Genomic DNA, 18634 nt, shown 5'->3' with positions numbered 1-18634 from the left:
AAGTAAATCATTATATTCAGATGAAAATAATATTAATATTATTAATTTAATACAAATTGCATAAATCAAAATATTCTTTCTATATTTATTTTCCACTATCATATCTATAGTTTTCCAACTAAATACCATTTATACATAGCTCGAACCCCATCTTTAAGTTCAACCTTATGCTTCCAACCTAAACCATGAAGCTTAGAAGGATCAGTTAATTTAACCATAGTACCATCAGGCTTAGTGTCATTAAAAGTAAACACACCTTTAAATCCAACAACTTCTTGAATTAACAGTGCAAGTTCTTTGATAGATATATCTACACCAGTACCAATATTGATATGAGTATTTATAACTTCTTTTGAATCTTTTTCATAAGTATCTTTAAAATCTCTATTTTCTAAAAGAAACACACAAGCATCAGCCATATCTTCAGAGTATAAAAACTCTCGTCTTGGTTTTCCTGATCCCCATATTTCTACAGAGTTTTCATTTACACCAAAGCTTTCTAGATATGTTTTTGCAACTTCAATAGAATTTACATTTAAATCTTTTATAACTTCATCATATTTTTTTTCATTTAGAAGTTTTGCACAATGTATCTTTCTAATTAAAGCAGGAAGAACATGAGACTTTTCTAAATCAAAGTTATCATTTGGTCCATAAAGATTTGTAGGCATTACAGATATAAAGTTTGTACCATATTGTAAGTTATATGATTCACACATTTTTATACCAGCTATTTTAGAAATAGCATAGGGTTCATTTGTATATTCTAAAGGGCTAGTTAATAAACAATCTTCTGGCATTGGTTGTTGTGCCATTTTAGGATAGATACAAGTTGATCCTAAAAATAGAAGTTTTTTAACTTCATATTTATAAGCATTATGAATTACATTATTTTGAATTTGAAGGTTTTCATATATGAAATCAGCTCTATAGGTATTGTTTGCAACAATACCACCAACTTTAGCAGCTGCTAGTATTACATATTCTGGCTGTTCTGTTTTAAAGAAATTCTCTACATCAACTTGAGATAATAAATCCAGTTCTTTATGTGTTCTGTAAACTAGATTGGTATAACCTTTTGTTGTAAGATTCTTCACTATTGCAGAACCTACTAAACCTCTATGTCCTGCTATATATATTTTAGAATTTTTATTCATTATCCCTCCAATTATGCCTTTGGCATATAATTTCCAGTTCCAAGTCTATAAAAGTGAAGCAGTTCACTTTTTCTTAACGCCTTTCACCTATTCAAAGTAACTTAATGTTTTATATCCACCATCTTGAAGGTAAACATCTTTTGTCATTAGTTTAAGATCTGATTGCATCATATCATTTACTAATGTTTTTAAATCATATTCTCTATTCCAACCAAGTTTTGTTTCAGCTTTTGTAGGGTCACCTAAAAGTAAATCAACTTCTGTAGGTCTAAAGTATTTTGGATCAACAGATACTACATTTGTTCCTACTTTGATTTGATAATCAGGATTTGAACAAGATACAACATATGCTTTTTCATCAACACCAGTTCCTTTGAATTCTAATTCAATACCAGCGTGTTTAAATGCCATTGTTACGAAGTCTCTTACTGTTGTAGTTTGTCCAGTTGCAATAACCCAATCTTCTGGCTCATCAGCTTGTAAAATCATCCACATCATTCGAACATAATCTTTTGCATGTCCCCAGTCTCTTTTTGCATCTAAGTTTCCAAGGTAAAGTTTATCTTGTAATCCTAGTGCGATTTTTGAAGCAGCACGAGTAATTTTTCTAGTTACGAAAGTTTCACCACGAACTGGCGATTCGTGATTAAACAATATACCATTACAAGCAAACATTCCATATGCTTCTCTATAATTTACAGTAATCCAGTATGCGTACATTTTTGCAACTGCATATGGAGATCTTGGATAAAAAGGAGTAGTTTCACTTTGTGGAGTTTCTTGTACTTTTCCATAAAGTTCAGAAGTAGATGCTTGATATATTCTAGTTTTATTAGTCAAACCTAATAATTTAACAGCTTCAAGGATTCTAAGTGTTCCTGTTCCATCAGCATTAGCAACATATTCAGGAGTTTCAAAAGATACAGCAACATGAGACATAGCTGCAAGGTTATAGATTTCATCAGGTTGAGTTTCTTGGATAATTCTAGTTAAGTTCATAGAATCAGTCATATCACCAAAATGTAAAATAAGGTTTCGGTTTTCAACATGTGGATCTTGGTAAAGGTGATCAATTCTGTCTGTATTAAACATTGACGATCTTCTTTTTAATCCATGTACTATATAACCTTTTTTTAGTAGAAATTCTGCAAGATATGATCCATCTTGTCCTGTGATTCCTGTTATTAGTGCTACTTTCTGTTCTGCCATTTTTTTATTCCTTATTATTTAATATTACAATTACTATTTGTAAAGTAATTTTTAACGTATTGATGAACTTCTTCTGAATTAAGAAGCTCATCTAAACTTAACCATACATAATCATTGTGTTGATTCTTTGGTAAGTTTTGCATATAAGATATATCTATCTCATATGCAAAGTTTACATAATGTGTTGATATATTATCATCACAAAAGCTATCTTTATAAAAATGTGCAAATATTCCAATAAACTTTGGATTTAAATCTTTAAACTCTAAGTTTAACTCATCATTTAATATTCTTGTCTTTGCATTCTCTATTTTCTCATTTTTGTATATTCTTCCACCTATAGTAAATAAAAAATCTTTTGCTGGTTTATTTATTCTTCTTCCCAGTAATATTTTATTTTTACTATTTCTTACTATAAAATCTATAGATATTAGTGGAGCTAAATTAACAACTGTTTCAAACTGCTGCATTGAAAGAATACTACTCACTAATTAATTCCAACAATACATTTTGATAAAGTAAAGCATTCTCTTTTGTATCAGCTTCAAACCTAGTAACTAATTTAGGAGTAGTATTAGAAGCTCTTACTAATCCCCAACCATTTTCAAATACTACTCTTACTCCATCTACTGTTATTATCTCTTTTATTAAAGGAAAATCTTTTGGTGGATTTGAAAGTTTTTCTTTTAAATCATCTATTATTTTAAACTTTTTTTCTTCTGTTGTATTTATATTTATTTCATCTGTTGAAAAAAGTTGTGGTAGTTTTTCATACTCTTCATCATAGTTAAAACCATTATGTAAAAGTTCTAAAGCTCGGAGTGTTGAGTAAATAGCATCATCATAACCAAAGTATCTATCATTAAAAAACAGATGTCCTGATACTTCTGCTGCAAATGACGCGTTTGTTTCTTTGATTTTTACTTTTAGATTTGAATGTCCTGTTTTATACATAATAGCAGTACCGTATGTATTTATAATATCATACATAACTTGTGAACATTTTACTTCACCAATTACTGTAGGATTATCTATAAATCTAGAAAAGAAAATAGCTAACACATCACCTTTAAAGTTATACTTAGGAGATAGTACTGCTATTCTATCTGCATCACCATCATAAGCAAATCCTAAAGCATATTCTTTAGTATCTAGTTCTTTTTTAATATCGATTAGATTATGTGCATCACTTGGATCTGGATGATGATTTGGGAAAGTACCATCTGGTGTTTCAAATATAATTTTATGATTTAACTTAAGTCCATCTAATATTTCTCGAAGAACTGAACCAGCAGCTCCATTTCCACAATCAAAGATAAACTTTTTATCTTGAAGTTGTAAGTGTGAGAAGTTTTCAATCATATAAGAAATATATTGTTCTTTTGCATTGATATCAATTGATTTTATATTATCTTCTATTGTAATATCACTTTGTATTACTGTATCACCTAAAGCATAAATATCTTCACCAAAAAATGGTTGTTTATCTATAGTAATTTTAAAACCATTATATTCAGGAGGATTATGAGATCCAGTAATCATGATAGATGCAGATGTTTTTTTATCTTCAAAGTTAGTGAAATTTGAGAAGTAGTTTACAGGAGTAGCAACCAGTCCCATAGTTAGAACTTTTAAACCTGCTTTATTAATACCACTTATTAACCATTCACATAATTGCTCTGAGTGAGTTCTTGCATCATATCCTACCGAAATATATCCAGCATCTGGTGTTTTTGCTTTTACTTCTTGTGCAAAATAGTATGCTATTTTTTTTACTGTTGTTTCATTTAACTCTTTTTGATATATTCCTCTTATATCATACTCTCTAAATATACTTTTAGGCATTAGTATTCCTTTTAAAATCATCGTCAATACGAACAATATCATCTTCACCAGTATATTCACCAACTTGAGCTTCTATTAAAATCACAGGAATCTTTCCTTCATTTTCTAATCTATGAAGTTCTCCCATTTTGATATATGTAGATTCATTTGGTCTTACATATCTAGTTTCACTTCCAACTGTTACTGTTGCAGTTCCTGATACTACTATCCAGTGTTCATTTCTATGGTAGTGTTTTTGCAAGCTTAGTCTTTTACCTGGTTTTACTTCTATTCTTTTTACTTTATAGCCTTCTTGTTCTGTTAGAACTGTATATGTTCCCCAAGGTCTATGTCCTGTAAGATGAATATTATGAAGTTGTGTAGTTTTTCTGATCTGGGCTACTACTTGTTTTACTTTTTGAGAACTTCCTTTTTTAGATATTAGTAGTGCATCTCCAGTATCAACTATAATAGTATCTTCGATATCTACTGTTGCTATTTTTCTTTCATTTCCATAGATTAAATTATTTTTTGAATCAATTGAAATATGATTTGGGTTTAAAGTATTATTATCTTTATCTTTTGGTAGTTCTTCAAATAGTGCATCAAAGCTTCCAACATCGCTCCAGTTAATATCAGAAGGTATAACTTTTACTTTTTTAGATTTTTCCATAACAGCATAATCTATACTATCTTCTGGAATATTACTCATATCTTCATGCGTAATTCTAACAATGCCTTCATTTTTTGCATTTTCATAGGCAGTTTTTGAAGTTTCATATATTTTTGGAGAGTATGTTTTTAATTCATCTAAAAATACTCCTGCTTTAAAACAGAACATACCTGAGTTCCAGTAGTAGTTTCCTGCTTTTACGTATTGTTCTGCTGTTTCTTTATTTGGTTTTTCATGAAAGGCTTTTACATCTCTGCCACTAAATGGCGATGCCCCCGATGCTAAAGCAGGAGTGGGGTAAATACTTTCTGCTTCAATATATCCAAATCCTGTTTCTGCAAATTGTGGAGTAATTCCAAAAGTAACAAGATTATCTTCAAGAGCAAGTTCTTTTGCTTGATCTAATACTTTTGCATATTCTATTTCATCTTTTATAAGATGATCAGAAGGAGTTACAAGAACTATTTCATCATAAGGAAGATCTAGACAAGCTAATGCAATTGCAGGTGCTGTGTTTCTTCCTACTGGTTCTAGTAGATATTTATTATTTGTTTTATTTAATTCTTCAAGTTGATCTAATGCTAAGAAGTATTGTTCTACATTTGAAACTATATATTGAGTATCACAGATTTTTGAGTTACGTTCTACTGTTAATTGGAATAATGACTCGTTATTAAATAGTTTTACGAATTGTTTTGGCATAAGTGTTCTACTGATTGGCCATAGTCTTGTTCCTGAGCCTCCGCATAGGATTATGTTTGTCATTTAATTAATTCCCTCTTTACTTTTAGCATACGAATATTGCGATTTATAACTTTCCATCTCACGTTGAAGCTCTTCATACTCTTCTTTTTTTCTTTTGATAAACTTATCTGTGATATCTATCTTTTCTTTTATACCATCTTCTGTTAGTAAGTATTTGTATTGGATTTTATTATTTGAGTTTAAAAATCTTTCTGATTTGATAAAACCTTTTTCTATCAAAGCTTTTAATACATAGTTTACTTTACCTACACTATGTCCTATTTCATTTGCAATAGATTTTTGATTTTTAGCATTTGTGATATTTTTAAGTATTTCTAGCTCAATTTCTTGATTCAATAAAATCTTCCTTTGATAAAAAAGTTGGGGGGTCTTGATAAATTTTGTGTAATTCTATCCTATTCAAACTTTGAACATACTAAAAATAGTTATTTTTAAATAATAAAAATACTTGAAAAAAGCTACAAATTTTGAATAATAAAATATTTTCTATCGGACCAGCATCGGACTTTTTTTATTTTTAAATTAAAATTCAGAGATAATTAAGTGTTTTATTTTATAAATTTAGATAAAATCACGACAATTTACAAAAGGATACCTAGCTATGAAGTTTTTAATATTAGTCTCTATATTCTGTTTGAGTTTATTTTCAGCAGAACCAACACCAGCTCAACTGCAATTGTTACAAAGTGCAGGATATACACAAGATGATGTAAAAAAAGCATTATCTTCTACTTCAAAAGAAGAACAGATTGTTAAAAAACAACAAATTATTAAAAATGAGATTGAAAATGATGAGATTGAAAATGATGAGATTATTCTGCAAAGATATGCTTCACAATTTTTTCAAAATAAAAACGACATAGATCCCTACTCTATACCTACACCAAAAAATTATCTATTAAACTATGGTGATAAACTATCTGTTACAATCTTTGGAGCAGTAAGCGAAAGTTTCAACTTAAATATAAACAAAGATGGAAATATTACTATACCGCAAGCAGGTGAATTTAAACTGATTGGATTATCATTTTATGAAGCAAAAAAACTAATAACTGATGAAATAAAAAAGGCTTATCCAAATTCTACAGATATACTTATAAATATATCTGAATTTACATCTATACAAGTTACAGTTTCTGGACTGGTAAAAGCACCAGGACTTTATAATCTTTCTTCTTTTTCTACTATAAAAGATGCACTGATAAATAGTGGAGGAATTTTACCTAGTGGTTCATATAGAAATATATCAATTAAAAGAGATGGTAAAATTATTAAAACATTTGATCTATATAATTTAGTAAGATATGGAAACAATAGTTCTGATATAGTACTTAAAAGTGGTGATATTATAATAGTTAATTCAGTAAAAAAAGAAATCACTATAAAAGGTGAAGTAAAAAATCAAGCAATTTATGAACTAAATAATGATGAATCTTTTAGAACACTTTTTAACTTTGCGTCAGGACTAAAAGCAAAAGCTAATAAAAACGCTATTAAATTAAAAAGATATAAAAACAATACAATTAAAGTATATACTCTTTCAGTAAATCAACTGTATTCAATGAAGCCAGAAAATGGTGATGAAATTGAAATATTTGCTTTAAGTGCACAAAATGCAAACCTAGTAAAAATTTCTGGAAATGTTTTAATTCCAGGAGAAAAAGAACTTCCAAAAGATAATAAACTTTCTACTTTATTAAATAATGAGCTAAAAATATTTGGTAAAAATGGTTTCTTCAAAGTAGATACAAACTATGAATATGCACTTGTTAAAAATCTAGACATTTCAAGAAGTTTTAATTTAAAAAATGTTCTTTCTATGAAGGAAGATATAGTTCTCAAAAGTGGTGATGAAATAATAATATACAACAAATCAGAATTTAAAGAAATCGCTTATATATATGCTAATGGTGAAATAGTAAGTGATGATAATCGTAAATATGATTTTTATGAAGGATTAAAGGCAAAAGATTTATTTAGTATAGTTAATTTTAAAACTGAAAAAGAAGTTGATGAAGAAAGAGTAGCATTAAATCCTGACAAAACAAAAGTGCAAGTTACAAGAATAGAAAACAATAAAAAGATTACACATTTTGTTGATATAAAAACAAATGGAAACTTTGAAATAAAACCATATGACGAAATTAATTTCTTTGATTTTGAGCAAACAAATGAAATAAAAAGAGCAACAATAAAAGGTGAGATTTTTATACCAGGTACTTACAATATTTCAAAAAGCACAACAATAAATGATCTTATCAAACTTTCAGGTGGATTAACAAAGAAAACATTGATGTCAAGATGTGAACTTGCAAGATATGAAGTAAAAGGTGATGAGCGAATCAGAACTATATTAAGTTTAGATCTTAAGAAAGCTATTGACTTAAAGCTTCCAATTTTTGAAGATGATGAGTGGACTATTTTTGCAATAGAAAATTGGAATGAAAAAAGATATGTAGAATTAAAAGGTGAAGTAAAATATCCAGGTAAATATAGTATTGCTGAAGGTGAAAAACTATCTAGCGTGTTAGCTCGTGCAGGTGGATTTACAAAATATGCATTTGTAGAAGGAAGTGTATTCACAAGAGATGAAGTAAGAAAACTTCAAATAAAAAGATTAGAGGAAAGTCTAGATAGATTAAAAACAAAAGCAATGCAAGCAAATGCTATGGCAAATGAAGCAGGTGAAGATAAAAAAAGTAAACAAAATATGCTTATTGCAGTAACACAATTAGAAAAAGAAGCAGATACAAAGAAGCCTATAGGAAGAGTATCTTTAGATTTATATCATGATTTAAATAGATTTGCTAACTCACCTCATAATTTAACATTAAAAAACCTAGATACTCTATTTATACCTGCAATAAATGACACTATATCTGTAGTAGGTGAAGTATTAAATCAAAATACTTTTGTTTATGATGGAAAAAGCGATGCAAAAGATTATCTAGAAAAAGCAGGTGGTGCTACAGAACTTGCAGATGAAGATTATATCTATATTGTAAAAGCAAATGGTGAAGCAAGAAAAATTGAAAATGACTATTTTTGGGGAAATTCAAATGATATATTTAAAGGCGATACAGTTGTAGTACCTTTAAGAATAGATACAATTTCAGATATTGCATTTGCTAAAGATGTAACATCTATACTTTACAACCTAGCAATTACTGCTGCATCACTTAAGACAGTAGGTGGAATATAATATGAATAACACCAATCAAGAATTCATAGAAGAAGATGAAATAGATTTAAGAGAACTTTTCAATACAATATTAAGATATAAATACAAAATTGCAGCTTTTTCTTTTATTGTAGTTCTTTTGACTTTATTTTATGTACTAAGTATTCCAAACTCATATAAATCAGAAATTATTCTAGCACCTCAAAGTGAAAGCAAATCAGCAAGTGGAGGACTAGCTGGTTTAGCTAGTCTTGCTGGTGTATCCTTAGGTGGAGGAAACTCAAAAGATCCATTTACTATGATGCAAACTACCTTGAAAGATTATGAATTTAATAAACTGTTAATTGAAAAATATAATCTAGCCGATAAACTTGCAAATCCTCAAAACTTAGTATTTGCAATGGGTATTGATAGTTTTTATTCAAAAAAAGAAAAGAATAATAAAATAATAAGTAAAGAAGAACTTATATTTTCAACAAATAAATCACTAAATAGTATATTATCATTAAGTAGTGACAAAAAATCTGGTCTTATAGTTCTAAGTGCAGAACACGTAGATAGATTTCTTGCAAAAGAGCTTGTAGATATTTATTTAGAAGAATTAATATCAAAAATAAAATTCCAAGATATGAAAGAAATAGACAAGCAAATAGATTATTATAAAAAAGAGTTAAGTAGCACATATGATGTTTCATTAAAAGAACAGCTTAGTAAATCTCTTTCAGCACTTATGCAAAAAAGAGTATTCTCTCTTGCTAATGATTACTACTTTGTTTCAAAACTTACAGATAGTAGAGTTGCTTATATCAAAGAAAAAACAAATCCTAAACGAGCGCTTATTTTAACTGTATCGTTTGTAACATCTATTATTTTAGGTATTTTTATGGCTTTTTTCTTAGAATTTATTAGAAGTAATAGAAATGATGAAAAAAAGTAAACCCTTAGGGACTATTTTATTTCCTCTTGTATTATCAGCACTTACATTAAGTGCAAAAAATGATACTGCAAACTATTCTGGAAATACAGGTATTTTTGAAACACCAAATACTAGAATTATGCCTGATTGGTCTATGAGACTTTTTTTAAATCAGGATAAACCATATACATATTATGGAGTAGCTATCACACCGCTACCTTTTTTAGAAATAAACTTTCATATGACTGAAATCGATGGAGTTGATGGCTTTGATGAAAATTCAGGTTATGGTGATTACAAAGATAAATCATTAAGTTTTAAATTAATATTGCAAGAAGAAAAAAAGTACTTACCAAGTGTAGTATTTGGCGGTGATGATATTTGGGGAACTGGACTTTATACATCAAAGTATGTCGCTTTAGGTAAAGAGATTGGATACTTTGATTTTACACTTGGATATGCAAAAGGAAGACTTGGTGGAGGTTCTGTAGAAGCTACAACTAGTTCAAATAGTGGAAGTTCTGATAACACAGCTTTTAACTTTATGAAAGATTTGAGTTGGGATGGTGGAAAACCTTTTGGAAGTGTAATTTTTAATGCAACACCAAATTTAAAGATTATGTCTGAATATTCACCTATTGATTATGAAAAAGCTAGAGCTAACCCTTTTACAAATGGAGGTAGCTATGATTTGCCAGACTCAAAAATAAATTTTGGTGCTAAATATGCTTTCAATGATAATTCAAATCTAAGCCTATCTTTTCAAAGAGGAAATCAAATCTCATTTGGATATGCTTATCAATTTGGTTTTTCAAGAAATGCAATGTTTCCTAGACTTCCTGATCCAAAATGGAAAGCTAATGAAAAGAAATTAGAAGAATATAAGAATTTAAATGAAGAACAATTAAGTGAAAAACTTGCAAATGAAGTCGCAGCTGAAAAAATGTCTAATGTAAGAGCCTCTGTAAATAAAAATAAAGTTTGGCTAGAATTTGACAATCCTAGATATAACAGTGACTTAAAAGCTGTAGGAAGAGCTATATCAACTGTTGACGAAGTTGCACCAAAAAATTATGATATTATTTATGCTACTTTAAAGGAAAAAAATACTCCTGTAAAAACTTTCAAAGTAAATAGAAAAGAATATGATGCTTTTGAAAATGAAAAAGTTAGTAATGAATATATGCAAAATGCCTTAATACTTACAAAAAGTGTTGATAAAATGTATAAAGAGTTTAGAGAAGAAAAGAAAACTGTTTACAGATCAAAAGAATACAACGAAAAAGTTTTCTCATATAATATTAGTCCTGTAATTAAAACATATTTAAATAATCAAGATAAACCTCTTGCAACAAAATTATCAGCAAGCCTAAAATTAAAATACAATCCATCTCCTGGAGTTTTTGCAGTAGGTATGATACAACATCCACTTTACAATGATATTGATGAAATATCAACAGATGAAGCTTTAGAAACAAATGACTTGTCTATTAGATCAAATATGATTGATTACTATAAATATAATGGAACACAACTAAGAAAGCTTACTCTTGGATATATGACAAATACCCCCTTAAATAGTTTAGCAAAAATCGAACTTGGATATATGGATTTTGCCTTTGCTGGATTAGATTTAGAATGGTATAAAACTTTTTATAATGAGAAATTTGGTGTTGGGCTTCAATATCAGTATATGTACAAACGACATGTAGATGATATGTTAGCAGTTTATGATGACCTAACTTATGATGCTAAGTTTTTGAATTTATATGCTTTAGTATCACCAAAATATGATCTTCATATGGGATTAAAAGTTGGAGAATTCTTAGCAGGTGATAAAGGTGTAAAAATAGATATATCAAGACATAGCAAAGAGTTTACTCTAGGAGTTTTTGCAACTATTACAAATAGTGATGAAGTTTTTGATAGTGAATCAAATAAAGGTTATATAGATAAAGGTATATATCTAAAAGTTCCATTAGAGGTATTCACGTATAAAAATATTAAATCTATATTAAATTATGGATTGAGTCCATGGACAAGAGACGTTGGTAAATACGCAAGTCCAAATTATAGTCTTTTTCCAATGAATAATGGTGAGAATAATAGTAGTATAATGAAAAAAAATATTCAAAGATTTAAAGAATAATTTAGAAAAGTAACAAGAAATATGATATAATTCAAATAATTTAAAAAAAGGAAAATGAATGAAAAAACTATCTATGATTTTATTATCGATTTCACTTGCACTAGCTTCTGCTAATGCAGCAGTAGCAACTACAGGTGCTGGAGCAGCTGGTGCTACAGGAACAACTGCAGGTACAACTGCAGCGGCGGGTGCAGGTGCAGCAGCAGGAACAGCAGCGGGTGTAGGAGCAGTAGCTGGTGTTAGTGTTGGTGTAGGTGTTGGTATCGCAGCAGCAGTAGTATCAGCAGTAGCAATAGGTGTTGCAGCTTCTAGTGATAGTTCAACTACTTCTCATCACTAAAAAAAAGGGAAGAAACTAAATTCTTCCCCTTTATTTTTTAACTTTTATTTAAACTACTAAATCAATTTTTCAACTATTTTGATTAAATAATTTGCAGAATTAACTGCACTTGATTTTAAAAACTCATCAAAATCAATATCAGCTCCACCATCAGCAGAATCTGAAATAGCACGTAAAATGAAAAATGGTACATTTAAAGCATCACATATTACAGCAACACTTGCACCTTCCATTTCTAAAGCATCAGCTTTAAAAGTTGATTCAATAAACTCTTTTCTCTCAGTAGAGTGAACGAACTGATCACCAGTTGCTATTGTTCCTTCAATTACTTTTAGGTCATTTTCTTTTGCTACTTCAATTGCAATTTCTCTTAATTCTTTTGAAGTTTCTACAAAAACACTTCCACCTGGAACAAAACCATTTGGATGTCCAAAAGCAGTAATATCTAAATCATGTTGACATAATTTATCTGCAATTATTAAATCACCAATTTTAAGCTTAGGATTAATCGCACCTGCAACTCCTGAAAAAAGTAAAGTATCACAGCCAAATTTTTCAATCATTGTTGTTGCTGTTAAACTTGCGAAAACTTTTCCAATTTTTGAATAAGCTATTACAATATCTAAACCATTGTGTGAAACTTCATAATATTTATTATTTGCAAACTCTACTACGTTTACATTTGTAAAGTGGGCTAAAAGAGGTTCTATTTCCTCTTCCATTGCTCCCATAATTGCTAATTTAGTCATTTAATGCCTCGATTGTTTTTTCTAATGATGCAAAATCACTTACATTTAATGTAGGGATTTGCTTACAAATTTTTCTATTTAAACCTTTTAATACAGCACCATTTCCAAACTCAATAAATGCATCTACGTTTGTATTTGCCAAGATTGATTGTTTGTATTTTACAGGTGAAGTAAGTTGTGATGATAATAATTCTATTGCTTCATCTTTCATTGTATAAGCTTCTGCTGTTACATTTGAAATAACTGCTGAGAATTCATCTTTTAAATACTCTTCTAAATATGGTTTTAAGTTCTCAACAGCAGCTGTTAATAACTCACAATGAGATGCAACAGACATATCTAAAACAATAGCTCTTTTAGCCCCTGCTTCTTTAAATGTGTCAACTAATGATTCTAAATCAGCTTTGATTCCTGCAAGTACTAGTTGTCCATCCATATTGTAATTTGCTGGCCAAACTTGTTTTCCAGCTTCTCTTTGCTCTTCACAAATATTTTCAACTGCTTTATCATCCATTCCAACAAGTGCCATCATTCCAGCACCACCGTTTGAACAAGCATCAAGCATAAATAAACCACGTTTATGTACTAATTCTATTGCATCTAAATAATCAAGAGCGCCAGCAGCAACTAATGCTGAAAATTCACCTAGTGAATGTCCTAAAACAAATTCAGCTTGGATATCGTACTTATCTTTAAAAATTGCATTTGCAATTGAACTTACAAGTAAAATTGCTGGTTGAGTAAATTCAGTTTTACCTAAGTTGTCATTTTCAGTAAATAGTAATTCTTCAAAATTAATTCCTAAACGCTCACTAGCTTTTGAAATCATTTCTTTTGCAATATCACTATTTTCAAAAAAATCTTTCCCCATTCCAACAGTTTGTGAACCTTGTCCTGGAAAAATAAAAGCAACTTTTTTCATTATAATACCTCGTATAATTAAATTTTTAAATTTGTAGTTTATTTCAAAACTATTTGTTAAAGTTAAATTTCATAACCCTAAAAAATAGTTTTGCCCAAGTGTATAAATACACTCGGGCAAAAAAGGGGTAATTGTTTGTAATCAATTAAATATTTTGCTAACCTAGCAACTATTAATTACAACCACAACCACCAGATTGTGCAGGTGCAGCTTCAGATGAACCACCACCACAACATCCGCTACTCATTGCAGCCATTCCACCAACAACACCAGTTTGAACTTCTTCTTCACTAGCATCTCTTAAAGATAGAATTGTAACAGAGAACATTAAAGTTTTACCAGCCATTGGGTGGTTATAATCAATAGTAACTTCTTTGTCATCAAATGATTTAACTAAAACTTGAACAGTTTCACCTTGTTCTCCTGTTCCGTATAATGACATACCTTCAGCTAATTCAATACCAGCAAATTGCTCTTTTGGTAAAACTTGAACAGCTTCTTCATTGTACTCACCGTAACCGTCTTTTGGTTCAACTAAAACATCCGCAGATTCGTTAGCAGTCATTGTTTCAACTTTTGCTTCTAAACCTGGAATAATTTGACCTTTTCCTGTAATGAATTCTAAAGGTGCTTGACCTAAATTAGTGTCTAACTGATCACCAGTTTTAGCATCTTTAAGATTATATTCTATACCTATAACTTTATTTGACATAAATGTTCCTTTTTATAATTTTTTATAATTTTGATAAATTTTTCTTGGCTATTTTAGACTCAGATGAATCTGGATAAAGATCTATTAAAGTACTGTAAAAGCTTTTAGCATTTTCTTTATCTTTTGTTTTTTCAAATGAGATAGCACTGTGCAATAATAATGTAGGCATATAAGCTGCTTGATCATAAAGAATAGCAGATTTTTTGAAATGATTTATTGCAAGATCATATTTCTTTCTTACATACCACATTTCAGCTAGATAATAATTACCTTCAGCTGGCTTATAATTTGATTCGACAAGCGCTTCAAATTTTGGAATTGCTTTTGTAAAATATCTATTTTTAAAATCTTCTTTTGCACTTTCAGATAAACTAGATTTATCAGAAAGATCAATTTCATCAGATTTCTTTTCTACATTAACAGTAGAAGTTGTTGCTGAAGTTGAAGTTGATTTAACTCCAACAGCTTTTTTTAATGCTTCAAATTCAGCTCTTGTAACAAACTGATTCATATTAGTTTTTAATTCATCTTCTGAAATATATTGAGAATTGATTTTATTAACTAATTTAGATAGTTTTGAAACTGCACGTTTTAAAGTAGAAATACTTTTTTTAACTTCTTTGTCAGTCTCTTCTTTCATATTTAAAAGTTGTTCTGAAACATTTTTGATTTCTTCTGTGTCTGTACTATTTTTAGTAGCCATATCAGATGATAAATCAACTTTTTTAATAATTTCATTCATTTTTAAAACTGTTGAATTTAACTTTGAAGAGTCACCTTCATAAATTGATTCTAAGCCTTCAATTCTTTTATTTAATGAATCAATCAATAACTTAACATCACTTACTTTAGAAGTTAGTGTGTTTAATTTCTTTTGATTCTTAAGAATATATTTTTCAGAAGAGTTCAATCCATAAGGGTTTTTAGCATTTAAATCACCAGCTCCAAAAACTGAAACCTCTTCGGCTCCAGCTAATGTGCTAATGATTAAAAAAGATAAAATATATTTATTCATAGAATTATTTAGTAAGAGCGTGCTCTACTCTTCTATTCTTTTGCCAACAAGCAGAAGTTTTCTCAGTACAAGTTGGGTTGCTTTCACCTAATGTAACTAATCTAACGTTAGCATTTACACCATTGTTAATTAGAACGTCTTTTACAACTTTTGCTCTTTTTAAACCTAAAGCGTAGTTATATTCATCAGTTCCCCATTCATCAGTGTTACCTGTAACTTTAATAGTAGAAGCAGTGTTAACAGCAGATAATTTATTAGCATTATTCATAACTACATCTTTCATAGATGTTGTTAAGTCATACTTGTTAAATCCAAAGTATACATTTTCAATTAATACTTTTTTACCATTAATTATATAGTAAACACCGTTATCAGCTTCACCAGCCATTGAGAAAGAACCATCAGTAATTTCATTGATTGTTGTTTCTGGAATCGTGTTTAAAGCTGATTCTGAATTATCAACAACTTGCTTTGGAGTATTGTCAACAGTCATGTCAACATTTTTTTCACTACAACCTGTTGTAAAAAGAACAGATGCAACTAAGAAAGAGTAAATACTAATTTTTTTCATAAATTTATCCTTAAATTAAAAATTACACTTATTTTACAAAATCATAACTTAATTACCAATCAATTGATTGAATTCTACCATTATTAGAAGGGAATAAGTAAGACTTATTAAAATTCAATCTAATGATACCAACTGAACTAATACCGTTAAATGACTTAATAAATAAAAGTGATTCTCCATCTGGCGAAAACTTTGGAAATTGATTTATTCCACTTGATGTTAATCTTTTTAAATCATCTGATTTTGTTGACATAAGATAAAGGTTGAATGATTTTGCAGATAATTCATTATCACTATCTTTACTTGCATACACAATATTATCTTTATAAGAAGTTGCAGAAGAGTTGTTTCTACTATGATAAACTAGCTTTTCAACACCTCTTGAGTTAATACTTTTAGCAAAAATATTTGGACTTCCTAAACGATCAGAAACAAAAACAATTCTACTATCATCTTCAATAAATTGTCCACTAACATCAATACCACTATATGTTGTAACTCTAGTTTTTTTACCAGTGTTAGTATCATAAGAATAAATATCAGGTTGACCAGAAGGTGAAGCAGTAATTAATAGCTTGGAAGCATCATCACTTACATCAGAACAAGCTATCATTCCATCTGAACTCATAATAACTTTTTTATCTCTAGTAAAAATATTTAATTTAACCAATGTAGGTCTATCATAGTTATATGATGTATAATAAATACTTTTTTGATCTTTACTTGCCCATTTAGGGAAGATATTTAAACCACCTTGTACAATTGTTTTTTCATACGTTAAAGTATAATCACCAATCATAATATTAGCTTTTCCAGCACCATTATATACAGAATAAATCACAAACTTATCCATCCATTTAATACTTGGAGCTTTAAAATGGTCATTAATTGATATTGCAGTTCTATGTGCTAAAAATGGAAATCTATTTTCTCTAGAAGTTGTAAAACTTTTTTCTAAGATCATAGCTTGAGCATTAATATCATATAATTTTGTTAATAAACTATATCCTCCAGTTGCATTTTTAACTGCCGATAAATTTAAATATAAATCAACATTTTCATTTGATAATGTATTTAAATCTGGAAGTTCATTATAATTTCTATTATGTTGAATATTTAATACTTCAAAATGTCCACTAATTTCTAAATCTTTAGAAAGTAAATTTTTAATTTGACTTAGTGTAGAAATTTCTGCTGTGTCACTTGCAACTGAAATAAGAATCTTTGGTAGAGTATTTGCTTTTTTAACGATCTCTAGCTTTGCATCAACTGCTGCAAAAACTGAACTTATTAGAAATATTGTAATTAGTATTATTTTTTTCATATTTATCCTTTTGATTTAAAATCAACATTTATTTGAACTTTTTTTCTTTTTTTAGGTTTTGGGTATATTATACTTTTTTGTTCTTCTAAAAAAGCTTTTAAAGAAATGTCAAAGTCATTATTTCCTGAATATTTAGTAAACCTATAATCAAATCTTCCATTTGGATCAATTATTACAAGAACTGTTGCCATAAGTCCATCTTCTCTAATTAAGGGAACCCATACATCAAGTAAAGAAGAAACTTGTGAAAAGTATTCGTCACTTTCTTTACTTTTACTCTTACTTGAACTACTTACATTAGTAGTTGTTTTTTTATCATTTAGTAATTTATCAAGTTTTACATTTGAGGATTTTTTTTGTTTTTCAAATTTTGATTTAAATCTTTTAGGATCAATTGATTTAACAACTTTATTTACTTCTTTTTCTGCAACTTTTGCTGACTTTGTACTAACATTTGCAAATAAAGATTTTAAATCAGGTTTTTTCTCAGCAGCTACTGAAGCAGCCTTTTCAACAACTACTTCTTCTTTTTTTTCTATTTTTTTATCTTCTTTTTTTTCTATTCTTTTTTTATCGCTTTTTTCAACTATTACATCAAGTTCTAAAACTGTAACTTTTGTTTGAGTAGTGTATTTTTTTACAGGAGGTGAAGAAATGTAATAAATAACTAAAAAACATAGAAGAATGTAAAAAGAAAAAGATACTATTCCAGATATTAAAAATGATGATTTTTTTTGCATAGATTAGCCATCTGTAACTAAAGCAACTTTAAAAAATCCAGACTCTTTAACTGATTTTAAAACAAAAATAATATCATCATATTTCAATGACTTATCTGCTCTAATATGTACAGGGGTATTTTTATCTTTACCATTAACAAATAGTAAAAAACTATCCGGGAAGTTTGCAATATCGTATTTTTTCTTATTTATAATAACTACTCTATTTTTATCAATTTGAATATCAATTTTTTTGAAATCTGAAACTTGTTTTGATTTACTTCCTTGAGGAAGATTTATTGATTCTTCATAATTAATTACAGGTGCAGTTACCATTAAAATTGCTAGTAGAACTAGCATAACATCAACTAAAGGGGTTATATTTAAATCTGGTTTTTGATTGAAATC

The 18634-nt window shown here is 28.8% G+C and carries 18 protein-coding genes; 4 read left to right on the top strand and 14 right to left on the bottom strand.

Annotated features, from left to right (window positions below):
- Nucleotides 1-104: 104 nt before the first annotated feature.
- From GBG18_RS02000 to GBG18_RS01975, 6 genes are all read right to left on the bottom strand, one after another.
- Nucleotides 105-1157, bottom strand: coding sequence for a GDP-L-fucose synthase family protein (locus GBG18_RS02000; protein ID WP_152187906.1), 1053 nt, complete (start codon nt 1155-1157; stop codon nt 105-107).
- An 87-nt stretch (nt 1158-1244) separates the two neighbouring features.
- Nucleotides 1245-2366 carry a GDP-mannose 4,6-dehydratase gene (gene gmd / locus GBG18_RS01995; protein ID WP_152187904.1) on the bottom strand — a complete coding sequence of 374 codons (1122 nt, stop codon included), beginning with the start codon at nt 2364-2366 and terminating at the stop codon, nt 1245-1247.
- A gap of 14 nt (nt 2367-2380) precedes the next feature.
- Nucleotides 2381-2854 (bottom strand): GDP-mannose mannosyl hydrolase, encoded by a 474-nt coding sequence (locus GBG18_RS01990; protein WP_226898686.1) that lies wholly within the window; start codon nt 2852-2854, stop codon nt 2381-2383.
- Nucleotides 2847-4211: a phosphomannomutase/phosphoglucomutase gene (locus GBG18_RS01985; protein ID WP_152187902.1), complete on the bottom strand. Its 1365-nt coding sequence runs from the start codon at nt 4209-4211 to the stop codon at nt 2847-2849. The genes GBG18_RS01990 and GBG18_RS01985 overlap by 8 nt, the downstream gene beginning before the upstream one ends.
- Complete coding sequence (locus GBG18_RS01980; protein ID WP_152187900.1) at nt 4204-5628, bottom strand: mannose-1-phosphate guanylyltransferase/mannose-6-phosphate isomerase; 1425 nt, start codon at nt 5626-5628, stop codon at nt 4204-4206. The genes GBG18_RS01985 and GBG18_RS01980 overlap by 8 nt, the downstream gene beginning before the upstream one ends.
- Nucleotides 5629-5964, bottom strand: a complete 336-nt coding sequence (locus GBG18_RS01975; RefSeq protein WP_152187898.1) for a MarR family EPS-associated transcriptional regulator — start codon at nt 5962-5964, stop codon at nt 5629-5631.
- Between the two features lie 265 nt (nt 5965-6229).
- Here GBG18_RS01975 and GBG18_RS01970 point away from each other — a divergent pair, with 265 nt between their 5' ends.
- Genes GBG18_RS01970 through GBG18_RS15270 form a run of 4 tightly spaced genes read left to right on the top strand, consistent with a single transcriptional unit; the run spans nt 6230 to nt 12214 of the window.
- A complete protein-coding gene (locus GBG18_RS01970) occupies nt 6230-8830 on the top strand; it encodes a polysaccharide biosynthesis/export family protein (RefSeq protein ID WP_152187897.1) in 2601 nt (866 codons plus the stop codon).
- Nucleotide 8831: 1 nt separating this feature from the next.
- Nucleotides 8832-9746: a Wzz/FepE/Etk N-terminal domain-containing protein gene (locus GBG18_RS01965; RefSeq protein WP_152187895.1), complete on the top strand. Its 915-nt coding sequence runs from the start codon at nt 8832-8834 to the stop codon at nt 9744-9746.
- On the top strand, nt 9730-11874 hold the full coding sequence (locus GBG18_RS01960; RefSeq protein WP_152187894.1) for a YjbH domain-containing protein: 2145 nt from the start codon (nt 9730-9732) through the stop codon (nt 11872-11874). Before GBG18_RS01965 ends, GBG18_RS01960 begins: the two co-directional genes overlap by 17 nt.
- Before the next feature lie 58 nt (nt 11875-11932).
- A complete protein-coding gene (locus GBG18_RS15270; protein ID WP_193311049.1) occupies nt 11933-12214 on the top strand; it encodes a hypothetical protein in 282 nt (93 codons plus the stop codon).
- 56 nt (nt 12215-12270) lie between these two features.
- On the opposite strand, the gene GBG18_RS01950 is transcribed toward GBG18_RS15270, so the two are convergent.
- The 8 genes from GBG18_RS01950 to GBG18_RS01915 all read right to left on the bottom strand — a co-directional run bounded on the left by GBG18_RS01950 (nt 12271) and on the right by GBG18_RS01915 (nt 18586).
- Nucleotides 12271-12963, bottom strand: coding sequence for a 5'-methylthioadenosine/adenosylhomocysteine nucleosidase (locus GBG18_RS01950; protein WP_152187892.1), 693 nt, complete (start codon nt 12961-12963; stop codon nt 12271-12273).
- Complete coding sequence (fabD, locus tag GBG18_RS01945) at nt 12956-13885, bottom strand: ACP S-malonyltransferase (protein WP_152187890.1); 930 nt, start codon at nt 13883-13885, stop codon at nt 12956-12958. Before fabD ends, GBG18_RS01950 begins: the two co-directional genes overlap by 8 nt.
- 172 nt (nt 13886-14057) lie before the next feature.
- A complete protein-coding gene (locus GBG18_RS01940; RefSeq protein ID WP_152187888.1) occupies nt 14058-14597 on the bottom strand; it encodes an FKBP-type peptidyl-prolyl cis-trans isomerase in 540 nt (179 codons plus the stop codon).
- A gap of 22 nt (nt 14598-14619) precedes the next feature.
- The gene (locus tag GBG18_RS01935; RefSeq protein ID WP_152187886.1) at nt 14620-15612 is read right to left on the bottom strand and encodes a tetratricopeptide repeat protein; all 993 of its coding nucleotides are present in this window, start codon (nt 15610-15612) and stop codon (nt 14620-14622) included.
- Between the two features lie 4 nt (nt 15613-15616).
- A complete protein-coding gene (locus tag GBG18_RS01930) occupies nt 15617-16183 on the bottom strand; it encodes an OmpA family protein (protein ID WP_152187884.1) in 567 nt (188 codons plus the stop codon).
- A 52-nt stretch (nt 16184-16235) separates the two neighbouring features.
- On the bottom strand, nt 16236-17507 hold the full coding sequence (tolB, locus tag GBG18_RS01925) for a Tol-Pal system protein TolB (RefSeq protein WP_152187882.1): 1272 nt from the start codon (nt 17505-17507) through the stop codon (nt 16236-16238).
- 2 nt (nt 17508-17509) lie between these two features.
- Complete coding sequence (locus tag GBG18_RS01920) at nt 17510-18247, bottom strand: TonB C-terminal domain-containing protein (protein ID WP_152187880.1); 738 nt, start codon at nt 18245-18247, stop codon at nt 17510-17512.
- A 3-nt stretch (nt 18248-18250) separates the two neighbouring features.
- Nucleotides 18251-18586 (bottom strand): biopolymer transporter ExbD, encoded by a 336-nt coding sequence (locus tag GBG18_RS01915; protein WP_373279281.1) that lies wholly within the window; start codon nt 18584-18586, stop codon nt 18251-18253.
- Nucleotides 18587-18634: the final 48 nt, after the last annotated feature.

Origin of the sequence: Poseidonibacter ostreae (genome assembly GCF_009208075.1) — a bacterium.
Lineage (GTDB): Bacteria > Campylobacterota > Campylobacteria > Campylobacterales > Arcobacteraceae > Poseidonibacter > Poseidonibacter ostreae.
Note: the sequence above shows the minus strand (reverse complement) of the source record. Positions and strands in the feature narration are given on the sequence as shown.